Origin of the sequence: Sphingomonas phyllosphaerae FA2, assembly GCF_000427645.1 — a bacterium.
GTDB classification, from domain to species: Bacteria; Pseudomonadota; Alphaproteobacteria; order Sphingomonadales; family Sphingomonadaceae; genus Sphingomonas; species Sphingomonas phyllosphaerae.
Genome location: NZ_KE386571.1, coordinates 1,123,491 through 1,140,253 on the forward strand (window position 1 = coordinate 1,123,491; position 16,763 = coordinate 1,140,253).

Genomic DNA, 16,763 nt, shown 5'->3' on the forward strand with positions numbered 1-16,763 from the left:
AACCCGACACCGAAACTCAGACCGGCGCCTCGATCTCGAACCGCGCGCCCTCCGGTGGATAGTGCATCGCAGGCGCGCCCGTGACCCGGCCTGACAGCACCCGCTCGATCATCCGCGTCCCGAACCCGACCCGCGTCGGCGGCACCACCGGTGGTCCGTCGCGCTCGACCCATGTGAAGCGGAACCGCCGATGCGCCGCATCGCCCGCCAACTCCCAGCGGATCTGCACCGATCCTTCGGGCACCGACAGCGCGCCATATTTGATCGCGTTCGTCGCCAGTTCGTGGAGCGCCATCGACAACGCGAGCGTGATTTCGGGCGACAGCCGGATCGCCGGTCCCTCGATCGAGAACCGGCTGCCTCCGCGATCGATGAACGGCGCCAGCACGCGCTCGACGATCTCATCGATTGCCGCGCCCTCGACCTCGTCGCGCACCAGCAATTCGTGCGCGGTGCCAAGGCTCGCGATCCGGCCCGCCACCGCGGTGCGACCCTCCGCCAGCGACGTAGCATCGCGCAGCGTCTGGCTGACGACTGCGCCGACCGTCGCCAGTGTATTCTTGACGCGGTGGGTCAGCTCGCGCGCCAGCACCATCCGGTGCTCCTCCGCGAACTTGCGGACCGAGATGTCCGAGGAAAAGCCGGTCAGCGCCAGCGGCGTCCCATCCGCGCGGCGTTGCAGCGCGCCCTGCACATGAATCCAGCGCTGCTCGCCGGCCGGTGTCAGCACGCGATATTCGATGTCGTAGGGCGCGCCGTTCTCCATCGTATCGGCCAACGCCACCTGGACGCGCCGATAATCCTCGGGATGCAGACTCCGCGCGAAATCGGCGTAGGTGAAATCCTCGCCGGGATCACGACCGAAGTTGGCGAGACATGCCTCCGACGCCGTGACCGTCAGATCCGGAAGCGCGACCGACCATGTGCCCAGACCACCCGCCTTCAACGCCAATGCAAGCCGCGCCTCGCGCTCGGCGAGGGCCGTCTCGCGCCGCGCGACTTCCGCGGTCAGCATGTCGCGATCGTCCTGCAATTGGCGCAGGCGATACCGCTCGATCGTCACGTCCAGTTGCGTCGCAACGAAATAGAGCAGGCCGCCGTCCGCCGAAAACACCGGTGCCACCATCAACCGGTTCCAGAACGGCGTGCCGTCGCGGCGATGGTTGAGCAGATCGATGTCGATCCGCTCCCGCCGCGCAATAGCCTCACGAAGCCGCTGAATGTCTGTTTCTTCGGTCAGCGGTCCTTGCATGAAGCGGCAATTGCGGCCCAACACCTCGGCGGCGGAGAAGCCGGTCAGCGCCTCGAACGCCCGATTGACAAAGACGAGCGGATTGTCGGGAAGCCGCGGATCGCTGACCACCATCGGCGTGATCGAATGAGTAACCGCGGCGAGGAACGGATCGCTGGGGTCGAGCGCACGCGCGAACGCCGCCATCGCCGCGCCGATTTCCGGCGGGGCGACGAAGGGAGTGACGGGAAAGGGCGCAAGCGGGAAACGATCCAAGATGCACCCAACCTAGATCAGTAAGGCATCCAGCACAATCTCGTGGCCGGCCCGTAGCGCGTTTTATTCCGTTGCTGCCGCCACTTGATCATGCCCGCCCGCCGCCGCCGTCGCACTCCACAACGTCAGATAGCCGAACAGCCCGGCGATCAGCGACGCACTCAGGATAGCCAGCGCCGCGATCTCGGTGCCGGGAGAGCGCGCGAACGCCAATTCGGCGATGAAGAGCGAGATCGTGAAGCCGATCCCGGCGACCGCGCCGATCCCGACGATCATCCGCCAGGTCACGCCTTCGGGAAGCCGCGCTGCGCCGATCGCCGCCGCGGCCCAAGTCGCCGCGAAAAAGCCTACCGGCTTGCCGATCACCAACCCGGTGACGATCCCCAGCGCCAGTGGCGAGCGCAGCGACTCGCCGATCAGCTCGGCCGAGAGATGGATGCGCACGTTCGACAGCGCGAACAGCGGCAGCACCAGGTATGACACCCAGGGCGTCAGAATGCGGACCAGCCGCTCGGCAGGTTCGTCGGTCGCCGCCGCCATCTCGTGAATATAGCCTAGCTGGCTCTGCGCTTCGTCGCGCCCACGCTCGGCAGCCGCATCGTCGTCGGCGGTGGTCGCCACATGCTGTGCGCGGCGCAGGCGTTCGACCGGGCGCTGTACCCGCTCCACGAACCGCTGCTCCGACAGCCGCGAACTCGTCGGGAGCAACAGGCCGATCGCGACGCCGGCAATGGTTGGATGCACGCCCGAGCCGAGCACGCCGATCCACACCGCGCATCCCAGCAGCACATAGGCGATCGACGCGACCCAGCCGAGCCGCAGCAGCACCAGGATGCCAACATATCCCGCCGCAGCCAGCAACAGGAAAGCCACGCTGAGCGTCTCGGTATAGGCGATGGCGATCACCAGCAGGCCGAACACGTCGTCGATCGCTGCGAAGGCGAGCAACACCGCGCGCACCGCTGGAGGCAGGCGCGAGGTGAACATCGCGACGATCGCCAGGCTGAATGCGGTGTCCATTGCCGCCACCACGCCCCAGCCATGCTGGGTCGGCTTTCCCAGATTGAAGGCCAGATAGATGCCGATCGGCACCACCAGCCCGCCGATCGCCCCCGCGACCGGGAGCACGGCGGTCTTGACCGAGGAGAGCGATCCCTTGCTGAACTCTCGCTTCACCTCGGTACCGATAATGAGGAAGAACAGCGGCATCAGCGCGTCGTTCACCCATTCGGCGAGCGGCATCGCGATGATCTCGCCGCCATAGCTGAAGCGCAGGTCGGTGTCCCAGATCCGCTCATATCCCGCGCCCAGCGGCGAGTTGACGAGGACGAGTGCGATCAACGAGGCGATCAGCAGCGGGCCGCCGGATACCTCGCCGATCGCGAAAAACGGCGCGACACGTTTGACGAAACGTGCCGCGCCGGAATGATGCGCCCGGGCCGCGACCTGCCCGGAGAGGCGCGGGGTGAGCGCCATGATGTTCCTCGATTGTGTGTCGAGGTTATACGGCTCACGCACCGCGCCGTTCCGACCGGCGCGGCCCCACGCAACTCACATCAAGGTCAATTGAGGCTCATCAGGCTCGCGTTCCCCCCCGCGGCGGTGGTGTTGATCGAGGTCGATACTTCCTCGACCAGCCAGTCGAGCCGATAGCCGGCGCTCGCCGCCTGCGGCAGCACGATCGGGCCGGGTAGCTGTGCCAGCCAACCCAGCGCCGCGCTGACGTCCGCGGCGTTGCCTTCGATCAACGCCCCCGCAAACGCCGGCTCGCGCTGCCAGTCGGCGGCCACGCGCACCCGCGCCGCGACGCTTGCCGGAAGGACCGACAACGTCTCGCCGGCCACATCAGCGTTGCCGACCACCACGTCGTTACCCGCCGCCAGTGCAACGCCCAGTTGTTCGAGCAGCCCGGCGCGGGTCTGCGGCAACACCAGCACGCGACCGCGCGGATGCAGCGCATACAGGTTGCGTTCGCCGACGGGTCCGGCCAGCTCGACGTCCGCGCCCAGCATCGACGCGGCGATCGCATCGCGGACTCGCGCCGCGGCGGACGCCTCGCCCAGCTCCTCCAGCCACATCGCCAGATCGCGCGCCGCGGGGTCGGCATGATCGCTCACCACCGGCGGTGGCAACTCGGCCCCGCTGACCAACCGCCCGAGATAGAGGGGTCCGCCGGCCTTCGGTCCGGTGCCCGACAGCCCGCGTCCACCGAACGGCTGCACGCCGACCACCGCGCCGATCACGTTGCGGTTGATATACAGATTTCCTGCCTTCACCCGGCTGGTGACGTGCGCGATCGTCTCATCCAGTCGCGTGTGCAGCCCGAACGTCAGCCCGTATCCGGTGGCGTTGATGCGATCGATCAGCCGATCGAGGTCGGCGCGGCGGAAGCGCACGACGTGCAGCACCGGGCCGAACACCTCGCGCTCCAGCTCGGCAATGTCGTTCAGCTCGATGATCGTCGGCGCGACGAACGTGCCGTTACTGGTGTCGCCCGACAGCGCCACCTGCTCAACGCGGTGTCCGGCGGCGCGCAACTTCGCGATATGCTGCTCGATCGTCGCCTGCGCCTCGGCGGAGATCACCGGGCCGATGTCGACCGCCAACCGATCTGTGCGCCCGATCGACAGCTCGTGCAGCGCGCCGCGGATCATCGTCAGCGTGCGATCGGCGACCTCTTCCTGGAGGCACAGGATGCGCAGCGCCGAACAGCGCTGCCCGGCGCTGTCGAACGCGGAGGTGATCACGTCCGCGACCACCTGCTCGGCGAGCGCGGAGGAATCGACGATCATCGCATTCTGCCCGCCGGTTTCGGCGATGAACGGGATCGGCGCACCGTCGGGGAGCAGCCGCTTGGCCAGTTCACGCTGGATCAGCCGCGCTACCTCGGTCGAGCCGGTGAACATCACCGCCATCGTCTCGGGCGCGGCGACCAGCGCCGCGCCGATCGCGCCGTCGCCAGGGATCAACTGCAACACGTCGCGCGGCACCCCCGCTTCGTGCAGGATCGCCACGCCCTGCGCGGCGATCAGCGGCGTTTCCTCCGCCGGTTTGGCGAGCACTGCATTGCCGGCGACCAACGCCGCGGCAACCTGCCCGGTGAAGATCGCGAGCGGGAAGTTCCACGGGCTGATGCACGTCACGACGCCCAGCGATCGATGCGCGGTGCCCAGCGTCGAGCGCGCCTGCTGCGCATAATAGCGCAGGAAATCGATCGCCTCGCGCACCTCCGCGATGGCGTTGGGCAGCGACTTGCCCGCCTCGCGCACGATCAGCGCCAGCAACTGCGGCATCCGCCCCTGCATCGCATCGGCCGCGCGATCGAGCATGGCGGCTCGCTCGACCGGCGAGCGCGCGGCCCACGCCGTGGCGGCAGCCGCCGCCGCGCGCGCCGCATCCTGCGCCTGACCGACAGACATCTCGCGCACCGTGCCGACCTGTTCGCGGTGGTCGGCGGGGTTCAGCACCGCCCGCTCGGCGCCGATCTCGCCAGCCTGCCACGGCCCTTCCGCCGCGAGTGCGCCACTCAGCGAGGCCAGCACCGTCTCGTCGCTCAGGTCGAGGCCGGCCGAGTTCAGCCGCGCGCCGTACAGCTCGCGGGGCAGGGCGATCTGCGGGTTCTTCTGTCCCGGCGACGCCATCCGGCGTACTGTCTCGACCGGATCAGCGACCAGATCGGCGATCGCGACATCGGGATCGGCGATGCGGTTCACGAATGACGAATTGGCGCCATTCTCCAGCAGCCGCCGGACCAGATAGGCCAGCAACGTCTCATGCGTGCCAACCGGCGCGTAGATGCGGCACGGCCGGTTAAGCTTCGCCGCGCCGACCACCTCGTCGTACAGCGGCTCGCCCATGCCGTGCAGGCACTGGAATTCGTAATCGCCGACCGTGAAGTCCGGTCCGGCCAGCTGATAGATCGCGCTCAATGTCTGCGCATTGTGCGTCGCGAATTGCGGGAACACCGCGTCGCGCGCCGCCAGCAGCTTGCGCGCGCAGGCGGTGTAAGCGACGTCGGTGTGGACCTTGCGGGTATAGACCGGAAAGTCGGGCAGGCCGTCGACCTGTGCGCGCTTGATCTCGGCATCCCAATAGGCGCCCTTGACCAGCCGCACCATGATCCGCCGTCCGGCCTTCCGCGCAAGGTCGACGATCCAGTCGATCACGAACGGGCAGCGCTTGCCATAGGCCTGCACCACGAAACCCAGCCCGTTCCAGCCGGCCAGATCGGGATCGGTCGCAAGGCTTTCGAGCAGGTCGAGCGACAGCTCCAGCCGATCGGCTTCCTCGGCATCGATGTTGAGCCCGATGTCATAGCTTTTGGCGAGCACCGCCAGCGCCTTCACGCGCGGCAAAAGCTCGTCCATCACCCGCGCTGCCTGCGCGCGGACATAGCGGGGGTGCAGCGCCGACAGCTTGATCGAGATCCCCGGCCCTTCGTAGATGCCGCGACCGGCCGAGGCGACGCCGATCGCCGTCACCGCTTCCTCGTAATCGCGATAATAGCGGTCGGCATCCGCCGCGGTCGTCGCGGCCTCACCGAGCATGTCGTAGCTGTAGCGGAAGCCGCGCGCCTCCAGCGGGCGCGACCGCTTCAGCGCCTCCGCGATCGTCTCGCCGGTGACGAACTGTTCGCCCATCATCCGCATCGCCATGTCGACGCCGCGCCGGATCACCGGCTCGCCGGCACGCGCGATCAGTCGAGTGAGCGCGGCGTTCAGCCCGCTGTCGTTGACGCTGCCGGTCAGCTTGCCGGTGACGACCAGACCCCAGGTCGCCGCATTGACGAACAGCGACCGCCCGTCGCCGACATGCGCGCGCCAGTCGCCGCCCGAAATCTTATCGCGGATCAGCGCGTCGCGCGTCGCGGTATCGGGGATGCGCAACAGCGCTTCGGCGAGGCACATGAGCGCGACGCCTTCCTGGCTCGACAGCGCATATTCTTGCACCAGCCCCTCAACGCCAGTCCCCTTGTGCTTGGCCCGCAGCGCCGTGACCAACGCGGTCGCGGTGGCCGCCGTCGCGATACGCACGTCGTCAGGCAGCGTCGCCGCGTCGAGCAACGGCGCGAGGCACTCGGGCTCGCTCCGGCGATAGGCGGCGGTGATCGCCTGCCGCAGCGCGCCTTGCAGGCGGATCGGCGGGGCGAAATCGGCGAACGGGGGCAAAGCGGCGCGCATCGCAGGACATCCTCTCGTGGTGAGAACGCCATAACCCATCCGCCGCTGGCAATCCGACCGGATTTGCGGCATCAACAAACCGATCGAAGCGATTTGGACCGCCATGACAGATCGAACAGACCATAAAGCGGTCGCCATCGGGCCGATCGATGCGTTTGACCGTCGCATCATCGATGTGCTGCGCGCAGAGGGACGCGTTTCGGTCACCGAACTGGCGCGGCGGGTCGGTTTGTCGAAGACCCCATGTCAGGTGCGGCTGCGGCGCCTGATCGACGGCGGCTATATTCTCGGCTTCCGCGCGATCGTCGATCCGGCGCGGCTCGGGCTCGATCATGTCGCCTTCACCGAGGTGAAATTGTCCGACACCCGCGAGACGGCGCTGGAGGAATTCCGCCGCGCGGTGCTGCGCATCCCCGAGGTCGAGGAATGCCATATGATCGCCAGCAGCTTCGATTATCTGCTCAAGGTCCGTACCGCCGATATCCGCCGCTACCGGGAGGTCTTGGGCGAGCGCATTTCCTCGCTCCCGCATGTCGCCAGCACCTCCACCTTCGTGGCGATGGAGACGATCCGCGACGCCGGCGTGTGAATCGAGACCTTAACCCTTCAGGGCGTACAGGCACAGTCCCAGGCTCGCCGCACCGACGAGCAGGAGGAAGATCGTAAAGGCGAGCACCTTGGTCTGCCGACGCAGCCGTTGGTGGCGATAATAGCGATTGTGGATGATGCGCCCTCGAGTTTTCAGTATTTTGTACCGTTAATAGCCGCCCGATATTGCTCCGCGATGAAGCGAGCACATGCGTCGATTATCGGCCGCAAGCACCGTCGGTGGCGATCGCGTCATAGGCCGTCTGCTGGAGCCCGGTGGTCTCCGCCTCCGAAAACCCCAGATCGCCCGCCGCCGCCTCACGCGCGCCCAGCCTGCGCGGATCGATCCCGGTCACCCGCCCGAAGATCACCAACGCTTCCAGATAATAGCCGTAGCTGCTGGCATGATATTGATCGTAGGACCACAGTGGCACGCGCGTATAGTCGATGCCGTCATAGGGGTTGGCGTCGGCGACACCACTGCGGATCGCGCAGGTGAACGCCTGGCCGACCGGCGCGACGTCCGCCTTCGCGCGGCGCGCCGCAGTGTCGGTCGCCCGCCGCAGGTCGTTGGCCATCGTCGCCACGGGGGTCCCGGACCAGCGCTTGTCGGGCAGGAACACCAGATCGGGCCGGGTCCATGTCGCCGACAACGTGATCGCGACCTTCGGATTGCGCGCCCGCAGCAGGTCGGCGATGCGCTTGGCATCGGCGATCGTCGCGGTGCCGTCGCCGGGGCGGTTGGGATCGAGCGTGCTATATTCCTGCAGCACGACATGATCCCAGGCGCGATCGATTAGCGCCCGCCGCTCCGCAAGATGCCAGCCGAGCGTCTTACCGCCGGACGTTTCGAGCGCCACCTGCCAGTCGAGCCCGGCCTGTTCGGTGAAGCGCTTGAACAGCCCCGGCACCCCGCCGATCCGCTCATTGTTCAGGTCGGTCACGCGATCGGCGTTCATCACCCGCACCGGCGTGTTAGCGCCGAAGGTGAAGCTGTTGCCGACGAACAGGATCGTCTCCGCCTCGGCACGGGCGACGGTCGACAACAGGGCGGCAAGGGCGAGGAGCAGGGTACGCATGCCCCCGCGCATAGCGACGCCATCCCGGTCAGTGAACCGGGAACGGCGCCACGAAATCACCAAGACAGGTTAAGCCGCCCGTAGATCTGCCGCCCGTTGAACCCGAATGGCGAGTAATAGGGGAAGGCCGTCACGCCATTGTTGTTGAGCGCGGCCGGCATCGTGTTCGGATAGACATCGAACAGGTTTTCCGCCCCCAGCGCCAGCGTGACATTGTCGTTGAAGCGATACCGCCCCTCCAGATCGATGATCGTGTTGCGTCCGGTGTAGACGTCGTTCGCCAGCACCGTACCGGGTTGCAGCACGTTGCCGTAATGCACCGCGCGGACCGTCGCGCCCAGCGCGTCGCCGCGCCAGTCGAGCGCACCGACGATCTTCGTGCGCGGCGTCCCCTGTTCGATGGTCAGGATGCGATTGCGCCCGAACAGGCTGGGGGCCGGGTTGAGCGCTGCGGTCGAGGTCGGGATGCGATCGACCGAAATGTCGTTCAGGTTCGCCGCCCCGCTCAGGTTGAAGCTGCCCAGCCGCTCGGTGCGCAGCGTGTAGGCCGCAACGATGTCCAGCCCCTTGGTGGTGGTCTGGATGCCGTTGATGAAGAACCGGGCTGCCTGCACCCCGAACGGCGCGAGCAGCGCGCCGACCTGCGCGCTGGCGGTGGCCTGGATGTTCTCCGACAGCGCGATCTGGTCGCGGATGCGGATATGATAGCCATCCACCGTCAGGCTGAACCCGCCAACGCGCACCACCGTGCCGACCGAGTAGTTGCGCGACTTTTCCGGGTCGAGCGGCAACGCGCCCAGCGCGCGCGCGATATTGCTCGAAACCGGATAGAGGCCGGTTTCCTGCGGGCCGAGGTTGCCGGTGACCAGCGTTTGCGTCGACGTGTAATATTGCTGCTGGAGCGACGGGGCGCGGAAACCGGTCGACACCGAGCCGCGGAACGCCAGCCATGGCGCCACGTCATAGCGCGCGGACAGCTTGGCGGTCGCGGTTTCGCCAAAGTCCGAATAGGTTTCGCCACGCGCCGCCGCGCCGAACGTCAGCTTATCCCACAGCCGCGCCTCGACATCGAGATAGAGGCTGCCGTTGCTGCGATGGACGTCGACCTCGTTCGAGGGCTGGAAGCCGACGAAGCCCTGCGCGCCCGATGCCAGCGTGCTGGGTGCGCCCGCAGCGCGATTGTAGCTTTCCGGCTGCCCGGCGCCGATCGCGAAGCCTTCGCGGCGATATTCGCCCCCGGCGGCGATGTTGATGACCGCGGCACCCAACGTATATTCGCGCGCCAGGTCCAGCCCGGCGGTCAACTGGTCGTAGCGCAAACGGCCGCTGTCGAAATCGCGCGGCGAGGCGCTGCCTAGGGTCGCATTACCCGAATTGCGCGTTTCGAAGTCGATCGTGTTGCGGCCATAGCTGACGGTCAGGTCGGTGTTCCACCCGCCCAGCTCGCCGCGCACGCCGGCGGTCGCGTTGTAATCCTTCGACCGCGATCCGATCAGCGGCAGGAAGCCGTCCGGGTACAGGCCAACCAACGCATTGGCGTTCAGGTTACCGGCATTCGCGACGCGCGGGAACGCGCCGCTCTCGCTGTCACGCTGCTGGAATCCGCCATTGGCATAGGCGGTCCAGTTCCCGTCGCCCAGCGGCACCGCCGCGTTGACGTAGACCGTACCCTGCTCGACCTCGGGATCGCCGAAGCGTGCGCGGATGCGCTGCGGCGCGGCGCTGCGCGGGTCGATGTCGGCACGATTGGTCGGCTGGCGGGTGACATATTCGCCCGAGACGGTCAGGAACCCTTCGCTACCCAGCGCGAAGCCCTTCCACCCGCTGAACGTCGTCGTCTCGCCATCGCGGACCGAGCGCGATGTCCGCGCGGCATCATACTTCGTGGCATAGGTGCCGAAGGTGACGTTCGCGCCGCCGCCCTCGCGCGCCTCGCGCAGCCGCAGGTTGATGACCCCCGCGATCGCGTCCGACCCATATTGCGCCGACGCGCCCTCGCGCAGCACCTCGACACGGTCGAGCGCGACCGTGGGGATCGTGTTGAGGTCGACCGCCGCCGATCCGCGACCGATCGAGCCGTTGATGTTGAGCAGCGCCGACGTATGCGCCCGCGTCCCGTTGATCAGCACCAGCGTCTGGTCCGGCGACAGCCCACGCAGCGTCGCGGGGCGGATCGCATCCGTCCCGTCGACCGCCGCCTGCCGCGGGAAGTCAACCGACGGCGCGATCGTGGAGAGCGCGTCGGCCAGCTCGGTCGTGCCCTGCGCCCGCAGCGCGTCGCCCGTCAGCACGTCGACCGGCGACACGGTATCCAGTCGGCTCCGCCCGGGCGCGCGCGTACCGGTGACGACCACTTCATTGTCGGCCGGTGCCTCGGCGGCGGGTTCGGCGTCGCCAGCGACCGCGGGCGTGGTCTGTGCGGCGACCGACGTCGCCAGCACCGGCAGCAACAGCGCGGCGCCGGCCAGCAGCGCGGCTCGGGTGGTGCTCATGCGAATTCCCCTTCTTGTTCTTCGACCTGTATATGGCCGCTCATTCTCTACGTCTCTGATGGTGATTAGGGGGCAATGCTTGCTTGCCCACGCCTAAGCCGGGCTTGGCCGCTGCGGCACCAGCGAGAGTGGCGGTGCGTCACGCGACATGCGCTGCGCTTCGATCGCGGCGCCGCCGTCGTCACGACCGACCTTTTGGCGGATAAAGCCCGACCCTACGGTTCGCGGTAGAGGGTTGGGTTGCCGCCAGCAACATGCTGGCCGGCGAAGAGTTACGCCGGGCACCGCATCGCAATCTGATCCAGCTCTGCCTTCCGGCTAAGATTACTTGGTTTGGCTTTGCAGGAATGCTGTCAGTGCGTGCCTCAGCGCATCCTGCTCTGTCGTTACGCTATTGTCATAGGGGAAATCAGTCACCCGCATAGGAAGCGATATGTCGCCCCTTAGCAGTGCCGCGAAACCACGCCGGATCGTCTCGGCATCAGCCTCAATCGCCGCATGACCCTCGGGGTAGTAAACGTCTTTTTCAAGCTCTGAGCGGCTGAAACTGTATCCCAAATACGTGGACATCTTATAAAGCATGTCCAAGAAAGCTCGTTGCCTCTCTATAACAGCAGCCTCGGTTGAGAGACTTTTGTCTGCCAGTAGATCAAGATAAGTGTGCCAGTCATCGACTATCGCTTTGAGCTTCGGTTTTCGGCCGTAGAACTCCACCGGCACTGCGTTGATTGCCTCAACGTGCGCCGCTGCCAACCGAGCGGCACGCGTAGTCATCAGCGCCCGGAAGATGGCGACCCGGCGGTCCTCAATAGCTCTGCCACGTTCAAGCCACTTCTGAGCTTGGACAGCAAGGATCGGGCCGGCAACAGTAGCCGCTATAATGAGCGTATCGGAGAACTTAAGTGCCCAAAAGCTCACTTCCGTTGCCGGCATACTTCCCCCTACGCGGCCACGCTCGCAATCGGCGTGACGTTTGATCGGCCCTTGAGGTTGTTAGCCCAAGCCGCCATTAGCTCAAGCCGCTGCTCCAGATAATTAGTGCGCAGGTACGCCGCCCGCGCGGCATTCATATCCTTTTTGGGCAAGTGCTGTTTCCAACACCTCGCCCGCAATGACGTTGCCTCAGCGCCTCAATCGCGAAAGCAGAAACAAGCCAGCTTACGAGCGGTGATAGCCGGCGTGACGGCATGAAGCGTCTTGTTGATTGCCACGTTAGACAGCAGCCCGCCGGTAGGACCGGGGAACATCCTGCCGACAATAGCCGCGATTGTCGACTGGACAGCGCGGGCGAGCTTCGCACGCGCCCGCTCAGCCATCGTGGCGAGGATCAAAAGAGCCTCCGCGCTCAGCGGGACGGTGTGAGCCTCCTCGCGCCTTCATGCGCGCCTCACGGGTGTGCCAGAGGGCCTTGCCGCGGTCGATCTCACTCCACTTCGCGCCGCGCACTTCCATCGACGTTGCGGCGGTCGGAACGCTGAAGCGGGGGGCAAGCGCGGGGGTGCTGTCCATCTTTGCTGAGCGCTGCCATGATCGTCGGAACCTCCTGCCACGCCGGCGCTGCGTGCTGTTTGACCGTGCCCCCAAAGTGCCCCCAGAATCGGGGCGCTGCGTTGAGGTTTTCTGTAACTCAATGAGACAATCAGCAAGGCGCTCCACGAGGGGAAGACAGCCCTTACGGTGCCAATTGAGACAACCTGAAACCCTGCGGTGGCGGAAGAGGTGGGATTCGAACCCACGGAGAGCTTGCACCCTCGCTGGTTTTCAAGACCAGTGCCTTAAACCGCTCGGCCACTCTTCCCGACGCGCGGTGCGGATGCCTATGGCAGCAAGGCTCGGGCGTATTCAACCCCCTCGCTGCGGGTGCGGCCATCCGTGCTGTCGGTGCGATGATTTGCGGTACCGCCACCGCACGCGCTGTGCCAGAACCGGGCGATCATGAAAGCGGTAACAACTCTCACGCGCGGTCTGGCCGCAGGGGCGTGCCTGATCGCGCCGACGATCGCCTCGGCACAGGACGACAGCGGGTTCCGGGCCTATCTGACGCAGGTGCGCGGGCGGGCACTGGCCGCCGGCGTGACCGCCGCAACGGTCGACAACGTGCTGCCCACGCTGACCTTCAACCCGCGCGTCGTGGCGCTCGATCAGCAACAGCCAGAGGCGCGCCCCAACGCGCCGGTCCCGCGCTTTGCGCCCTATCGCACCATGCACGTCGATACCGCGCGGATTTCGCGCGGCCGCGCCACCTACACCGCACAGCGCGCGCGGCTGGCGCGGGTCGAGGCGGCGACCGGCGTGCCCGAGGAGATCATGGTCGCGATCTGGGGGCATGAAACCAATTACGGCAGCTACACCGGCAATTTCGATACGGTGCGCAGCCTTGCCAGCCTCGCCTACGAGGGCCGCCGCCGCCCATTGTTCGAGGGCGAGTTGATCGCCGCGCTCAAGATGATCGACCGCGGCGTGTCACGGACGCAGCTCACCGGCAGCTGGGCGGGGGCGATGGGCAACCCGCAATTCCTGCCGTCGATCTACCTGCGCTTGGCCAAGGACGGCGATGGCGATGGTCGCGCCGACATCTGGAACTCGGCGGCGGACACGCTGGCGTCGATCGGCAATTACTTCGTCCAGGCCGGCTGGCGGCGTGGCCAGCCGTGGGGCGTCGCGGTGAACGTGCCCTCCAGCTTCGACCGTACGGAGGTCCGCAACCGGCTCGTCTCGCCGCGCTGCCCGCGCGTGTTCGAGCGGCACAGCGCATGGCGTTCGATGGCGGAGTGGCGCGCGCTCGGCGTGTCGGCGCAAAGCCGCACGCTCGCCGACGACGTGCAGGCGACGCTGATCGAACCGGACGGCCCCGGCCAGACCGCCTACCTGCTGACCGGCAATTACCGCGTGATCCTCGACTATAATTGCTCGAACTTCTACGCGCTGTCGGTCGGCCTGCTCGCCGATGCGATTGCGTCATAGCGGTGGCGCGCTATGGCATGACGCCGACCCATCTTCTTCGCTTCGACACACGGAACCCTCAATGACCAAGCTGCTGACCGTCCTCGCGCTTCCCGCTGCCGTCGTCGCGCTGGCGATGCCCGCCGTCGCCGCCGCGCCGCAGTTCGACACGCCCGCGCCGGTCGCGTTCATGGAGGATCTGTCGTCGGGCGCGGTGCTGTTCGCGCGCGACGCGGATCGCCGGATGCCGCCGGCGTCGATGGCGAAGATGATGACCGTCTACACCGCGTTCCAGATGATCGCGCACGGCGACCTGAAGCTCGACACCGAGTTCGAGGTGCGGCCGGAGACGTGGCAGAAGTGGCACGGGCCGCAGGCGGGATCGACGATGTTCCTGTCGTCGGGCGAGCGCGTGTCGGTCGCCAACCTGCTGTACGGCATCGTCACCTTGTCGGGGAACGATGCGTGCATCGTGCTGGCCGAGGGCATTTCGGGCACCGAACAGGCGTTTGTCGAGCGGATGAACGAGGATGCCGCGAAGCTGGGGCTCAAGAACAGCCACTTCGGCACCGCGAACGGCTGGCCGGACGGCGGCGTCACCTATGTCACCGCGCGCGATCTCGCCACGCTGGCCGCCGCGACGATCCAGCAACACCCGAAGCTCTACAAGCAATTCTACTCGCGCCGCGATTTCACCTGGGGCAAGACGATGGGCGCCGGTCAGGCGATCACCCAGGCCAATCGCGACCCGCTGCTGGGCCGCGTCGCCGGCGCCGACGGGCTGAAGACCGGCCACACCGAGGAGGCCGGCTACGGCTTCACCGGCTCGGCCGAACAGAACGGCCGCCGGCTGGTGATGGTGCTCGCCGGGCTGACCAGCTTCAATCAGCGCGCGACGGAATCGGTGCGCTTCATGGAATGGGGCTTTCGCGCGTGGCAGGCCAAGCCGGTCGTCAAGGCCGGCCGCGAGGTCGGCACCGCCGCAGTCCAGCTCGGCAGCGCGCGCGAGGTGAAGCTGGTCGCGCCCAAGGACCTGACCGTCACGATCCCCTCGGGCAGCCGTCCGAAGCTCGCTGCGAAGATCGTCTATGACGGCCCGATCAAGGCGCCGATCAAGCAGGGCGCGCATATCGCCGATCTCGTCGTCTCGTCGCCGGGCCTGCCCGAGCAGCGGATGCCGCTGGTCGCGGGCGGCGACGTCGGCGAGGCGGGCTTTTTCGGCCGCGCGTGGCAGGGCCTGTTCGGCTGATCGGTAGCAGCGCGGTGACAAAAGGGCGGTTCCTCAGCCTCGAAGGCGGGGAAGGGGCGGGCAAGTCGACGCAGGTCCGCGCGCTCGCCGCCGCGCTCGGCGACCGCGGCATCGATACCGTCGTGACCCGCGAACCGGGCGGCAGCGAGGGGGCCGAGGCGATCCGCGCCCTTCTGATGCAGGGCGACGCAACCCGCTGGAGCGCGCGCGCCGAGGCGTTGCTGTTCGCCGCCGCGCGCGCCGACCATGTCGAAAAGGTGATCCGTCCCGCGCTCGACGCCGGTCGCTGGGTGATCTGCGACCGCTACATCGACTCGACCCGCGCCTATCAGGGCGTAGCCGGCGGGATCGACGATCGCGCGATCCTCGCGCTGCACGATTTCGGATCGTCGGGGCTGCTCCCCGATCGCACCTTCCTGCTCACGCTCCCGGCCGAGGTCGGCGCAGCGCGCGCCGCCGCCCGCGACGGTGTCGCCGCAGACCGCTTCGCGCGCCGCGACCCGCGCTTTCACGCCGCGGTCGCCGCGGCCTTCGACGATTTCGCCACCAGCGAGCCGGCGCGCTTCAGTCGGATCGACGCGACGCAGCCGCCGGCGGTGGTGACCGCAGCGATGCTCGACGCGCTCGCGGACCTGCTCCCGTGACGACGGTGCGCGGCCATCGCGCCGCGATCGACGCGTTTCTGGCGGCGAGCACCGGCGGTGCGCTCCACCACGCCTGGCTGCTCGCCGGGCCGCTGGGCGTGGGAAAGGCCACCTTCGCGCAAGCCGCGGCGCTGCGGCTGCTCGCCGATGCGATGATGCCCTGCACGCTGCCCCCCGGGCTCGCGGTCCCCGACGATCACCCCGCCGCGAAGCTGATGGCGGCGGGATCGCACCCCGATCTGCGCGTGCTGCGCCGGCTCGCGAAGAAGGACAAGGAAGACGAACTCGCGCGGTCGATCACCGTCGATCAGATTCGCAGCCTCGGCCCGTTCCTCGGCACGATGCCCTCGCTGTCGCCGCGCCGCGTGATCGTGATCGACGCCGCCGACGATCTCGAACGCCCCGGCGCGTCGAACGCCTTGCTCAAGAGCCTAGAGGAGCCCCCCGCCGGCACGGTGTTCCTGCTGGTCAGCCATGCGCCCGGCCGGCTGCTTCCGACGATCCGCTCACGCTGCCGGTTGCTGCGCTTCGACCCGCTCGACGACGCAGACATGGCCGCGGTGCTCGCAGAAGCATTGCCCGAAGCGGACGCCGACGAGCGCGCGGCGTTGGTGCGGATCGGGGAGGGCGCACCCGGCCGCGCGATCGGCTATGCCGGCCTCGATCTCGGCGCGCTCGACACCGCGATCGAGGCGATCGGGCGCGATGGCGATCCGATGCTCACCCGCCGCGCCGCGCTCGCGCGGGCCCTGTCGCCCAAGGCGGCGCAGCCCCGTTATGAAGCGTTCCTCGATCGCGTCCCCACCGTCATCGCGCGCATGACCGCCTTGCGTGTCGGCGACGATCTGCGTGCCGCGCTCGACGCCTATGACGAGGCGCGCAAGGTCGCCGCCGCCGCCCGCAGCCTGTCGCTGGATACGCAGGGCACCGTCTACGAACTCACCGGGATCGTCGCACGGCTGGCGGAGCCGCGGTAGGGTTTGATCCGCGCGGCTTGAACCGTTTCCCATCGTCACGCCGGCGAATTGCGAGGATCCGCCCATACACGGGAGATTTAGCCTTCCGCCTTCTCCCGCAAGCA

General features: G+C 67.4%; 12 protein-coding genes and 1 tRNA gene. 5 read left to right on the forward strand and 8 right to left on the reverse strand.

Translation table 11 applies throughout. From position 1 onward, the window contains the following. Positions 1 to 16: 16 nt before the first annotated feature. The 3 genes from SPHPH_RS0105685 to putA all read right to left on the reverse strand — a co-directional run bounded on the left by SPHPH_RS0105685 (position 17) and on the right by putA (position 6,687). Entirely contained in the window at positions 17 to 1,507 is a 1,491-nt protein-coding gene (locus tag SPHPH_RS0105685) for an HWE histidine kinase domain-containing protein (protein ID WP_028965816.1), read from the reverse strand. Between the two features lie 63 nt (positions 1,508 to 1,570). Further along, positions 1,571 to 2,983, reverse strand: a complete 1,413-nt coding sequence (gene nhaA, locus SPHPH_RS0105690; protein ID WP_028965817.1) for a Na+/H+ antiporter NhaA — start codon at positions 2,981 to 2,983, stop codon at positions 1,571 to 1,573. 86 nt (positions 2,984 to 3,069) lie between these two features. Then, positions 3,070 to 6,687, reverse strand: a complete 3,618-nt coding sequence (gene putA, locus SPHPH_RS0105695; protein ID WP_028965818.1) for a trifunctional transcriptional regulator/proline dehydrogenase/L-glutamate gamma-semialdehyde dehydrogenase — start codon at positions 6,685 to 6,687, stop codon at positions 3,070 to 3,072. Between the two features lie 103 nt (positions 6,688 to 6,790). On the opposite strand from putA, the gene SPHPH_RS0105700 reads away from it, so the two are divergent. Further along, positions 6,791 to 7,276, forward strand: coding sequence for an Lrp/AsnC family transcriptional regulator (locus SPHPH_RS0105700; protein ID WP_037488158.1), 486 nt, complete (start codon positions 6,791 to 6,793; stop codon positions 7,274 to 7,276). A 217-nt stretch (positions 7,277 to 7,493) separates the two neighbouring features. On the opposite strand, the gene SPHPH_RS19040 is transcribed toward SPHPH_RS0105700, so the two are convergent. The 5 genes from SPHPH_RS19040 to SPHPH_RS0105720 all read right to left on the reverse strand — a co-directional run bounded on the left by SPHPH_RS19040 (position 7,494) and on the right by SPHPH_RS0105720 (position 12,644). Then, positions 7,494 to 8,354, reverse strand: a complete 861-nt coding sequence (locus SPHPH_RS19040; RefSeq protein ID WP_051272864.1) for an SGNH/GDSL hydrolase family protein — start codon at positions 8,352 to 8,354, stop codon at positions 7,494 to 7,496. A gap of 56 nt (positions 8,355 to 8,410) precedes the next feature. Continuing rightward, entirely contained in the window at positions 8,411 to 10,846 is a 2,436-nt protein-coding gene (locus SPHPH_RS0105710; RefSeq protein ID WP_028965820.1) for a TonB-dependent receptor plug domain-containing protein, read from the reverse strand. 324 nt (positions 10,847 to 11,170) lie between these two features. Further along, positions 11,171 to 11,779: a DUF6680 family protein gene (locus SPHPH_RS0105715; protein ID WP_028965821.1), complete on the reverse strand. Its 609-nt coding sequence runs from the start codon at positions 11,777 to 11,779 to the stop codon at positions 11,171 to 11,173. A gap of 197 nt (positions 11,780 to 11,976) precedes the next feature. After that, a complete protein-coding gene (locus SPHPH_RS21045; protein ID WP_156025850.1) occupies positions 11,977 to 12,177 on the reverse strand; it encodes a hypothetical protein in 201 nt (66 codons plus the stop codon). A 377-nt stretch (positions 12,178 to 12,554) separates the two neighbouring features. Further along, positions 12,555 to 12,644: transfer RNA gene (locus tag SPHPH_RS0105720), tRNA-Ser, on the reverse strand. 137 nt (positions 12,645 to 12,781) lie between these two features. On the opposite strand from SPHPH_RS0105720, the gene SPHPH_RS0105725 reads away from it, so the two are divergent. The 4 genes from SPHPH_RS0105725 to SPHPH_RS0105740 all read left to right on the forward strand — a co-directional run bounded on the left by SPHPH_RS0105725 (position 12,782) and on the right by SPHPH_RS0105740 (position 16,659). Next, positions 12,782 to 13,810 carry a lytic murein transglycosylase gene (locus tag SPHPH_RS0105725; protein ID WP_028965822.1) on the forward strand — a complete coding sequence of 343 codons (1,029 nt, stop codon included), beginning with the start codon at positions 12,782 to 12,784 and terminating at the stop codon, positions 13,808 to 13,810. Positions 13,811 to 13,871: 61 nt separating this feature from the next. Next, positions 13,872 to 15,038 carry a D-alanyl-D-alanine carboxypeptidase family protein gene (locus SPHPH_RS0105730; RefSeq protein ID WP_028965823.1) on the forward strand — a complete coding sequence of 389 codons (1,167 nt, stop codon included), beginning with the start codon at positions 13,872 to 13,874 and terminating at the stop codon, positions 15,036 to 15,038. Continuing rightward, the gene (tmk, locus tag SPHPH_RS0105735; RefSeq protein ID WP_420329299.1) at positions 15,038 to 15,682 is read left to right on the forward strand and encodes a dTMP kinase; all 645 of its coding nucleotides are present in this window, start codon (positions 15,038 to 15,040) and stop codon (positions 15,680 to 15,682) included. The genes SPHPH_RS0105730 and tmk overlap by 1 nt, the downstream gene beginning before the upstream one ends. Next, positions 15,679 to 16,659 (forward strand): DNA polymerase, encoded by a 981-nt coding sequence (locus SPHPH_RS0105740; RefSeq protein WP_028965825.1) that lies wholly within the window; start codon positions 15,679 to 15,681, stop codon positions 16,657 to 16,659. Before tmk ends, SPHPH_RS0105740 begins: the two co-directional genes overlap by 4 nt. The last annotated feature ends 104 nt before the right edge of the window (positions 16,660 to 16,763 follow it).

Excerpts from the sequence above, each read along its gene's own strand:
- putA (WP_028965818.1), bottom strand. The coding sequence starts at position 6,687 with ATGCGCGCCGCTTTGCCCCCGTTCGCCGATTTCGCCCCGCCGATCCGC.
- nhaA (WP_028965817.1), bottom strand. The coding sequence starts at position 2,983 with ATGGCGCTCACCCCGCGCCTCTCCGGGCAGGTCGCGGCCCGGGCGCAT.
- SPHPH_RS0105700 (WP_037488158.1), top strand. The coding sequence starts at position 6,791 with ATGACAGATCGAACAGACCATAAAGCGGTCGCCATCGGGCCGATCGAT.
- SPHPH_RS19040 (WP_051272864.1), bottom strand. The coding sequence starts at position 8,354 with ATGCGTACCCTGCTCCTCGCCCTTGCCGCCCTGTTGTCGACCGTCGCC.
- SPHPH_RS0105725 (WP_028965822.1), top strand. The coding sequence starts at position 12,782 with ATGAAAGCGGTAACAACTCTCACGCGCGGTCTGGCCGCAGGGGCGTGC.
- SPHPH_RS0105730 (WP_028965823.1), top strand. The coding sequence starts at position 13,872 with ATGACCAAGCTGCTGACCGTCCTCGCGCTTCCCGCTGCCGTCGTCGCG.
- SPHPH_RS0105715 (WP_028965821.1), bottom strand. The coding sequence starts at position 11,779 with ATGCCGGCAACGGAAGTGAGCTTTTGGGCACTTAAGTTCTCCGATACG.
- SPHPH_RS0105710 (WP_028965820.1), bottom strand. The coding sequence starts at position 10,846 with ATGAGCACCACCCGAGCCGCGCTGCTGGCCGGCGCCGCGCTGTTGCTG.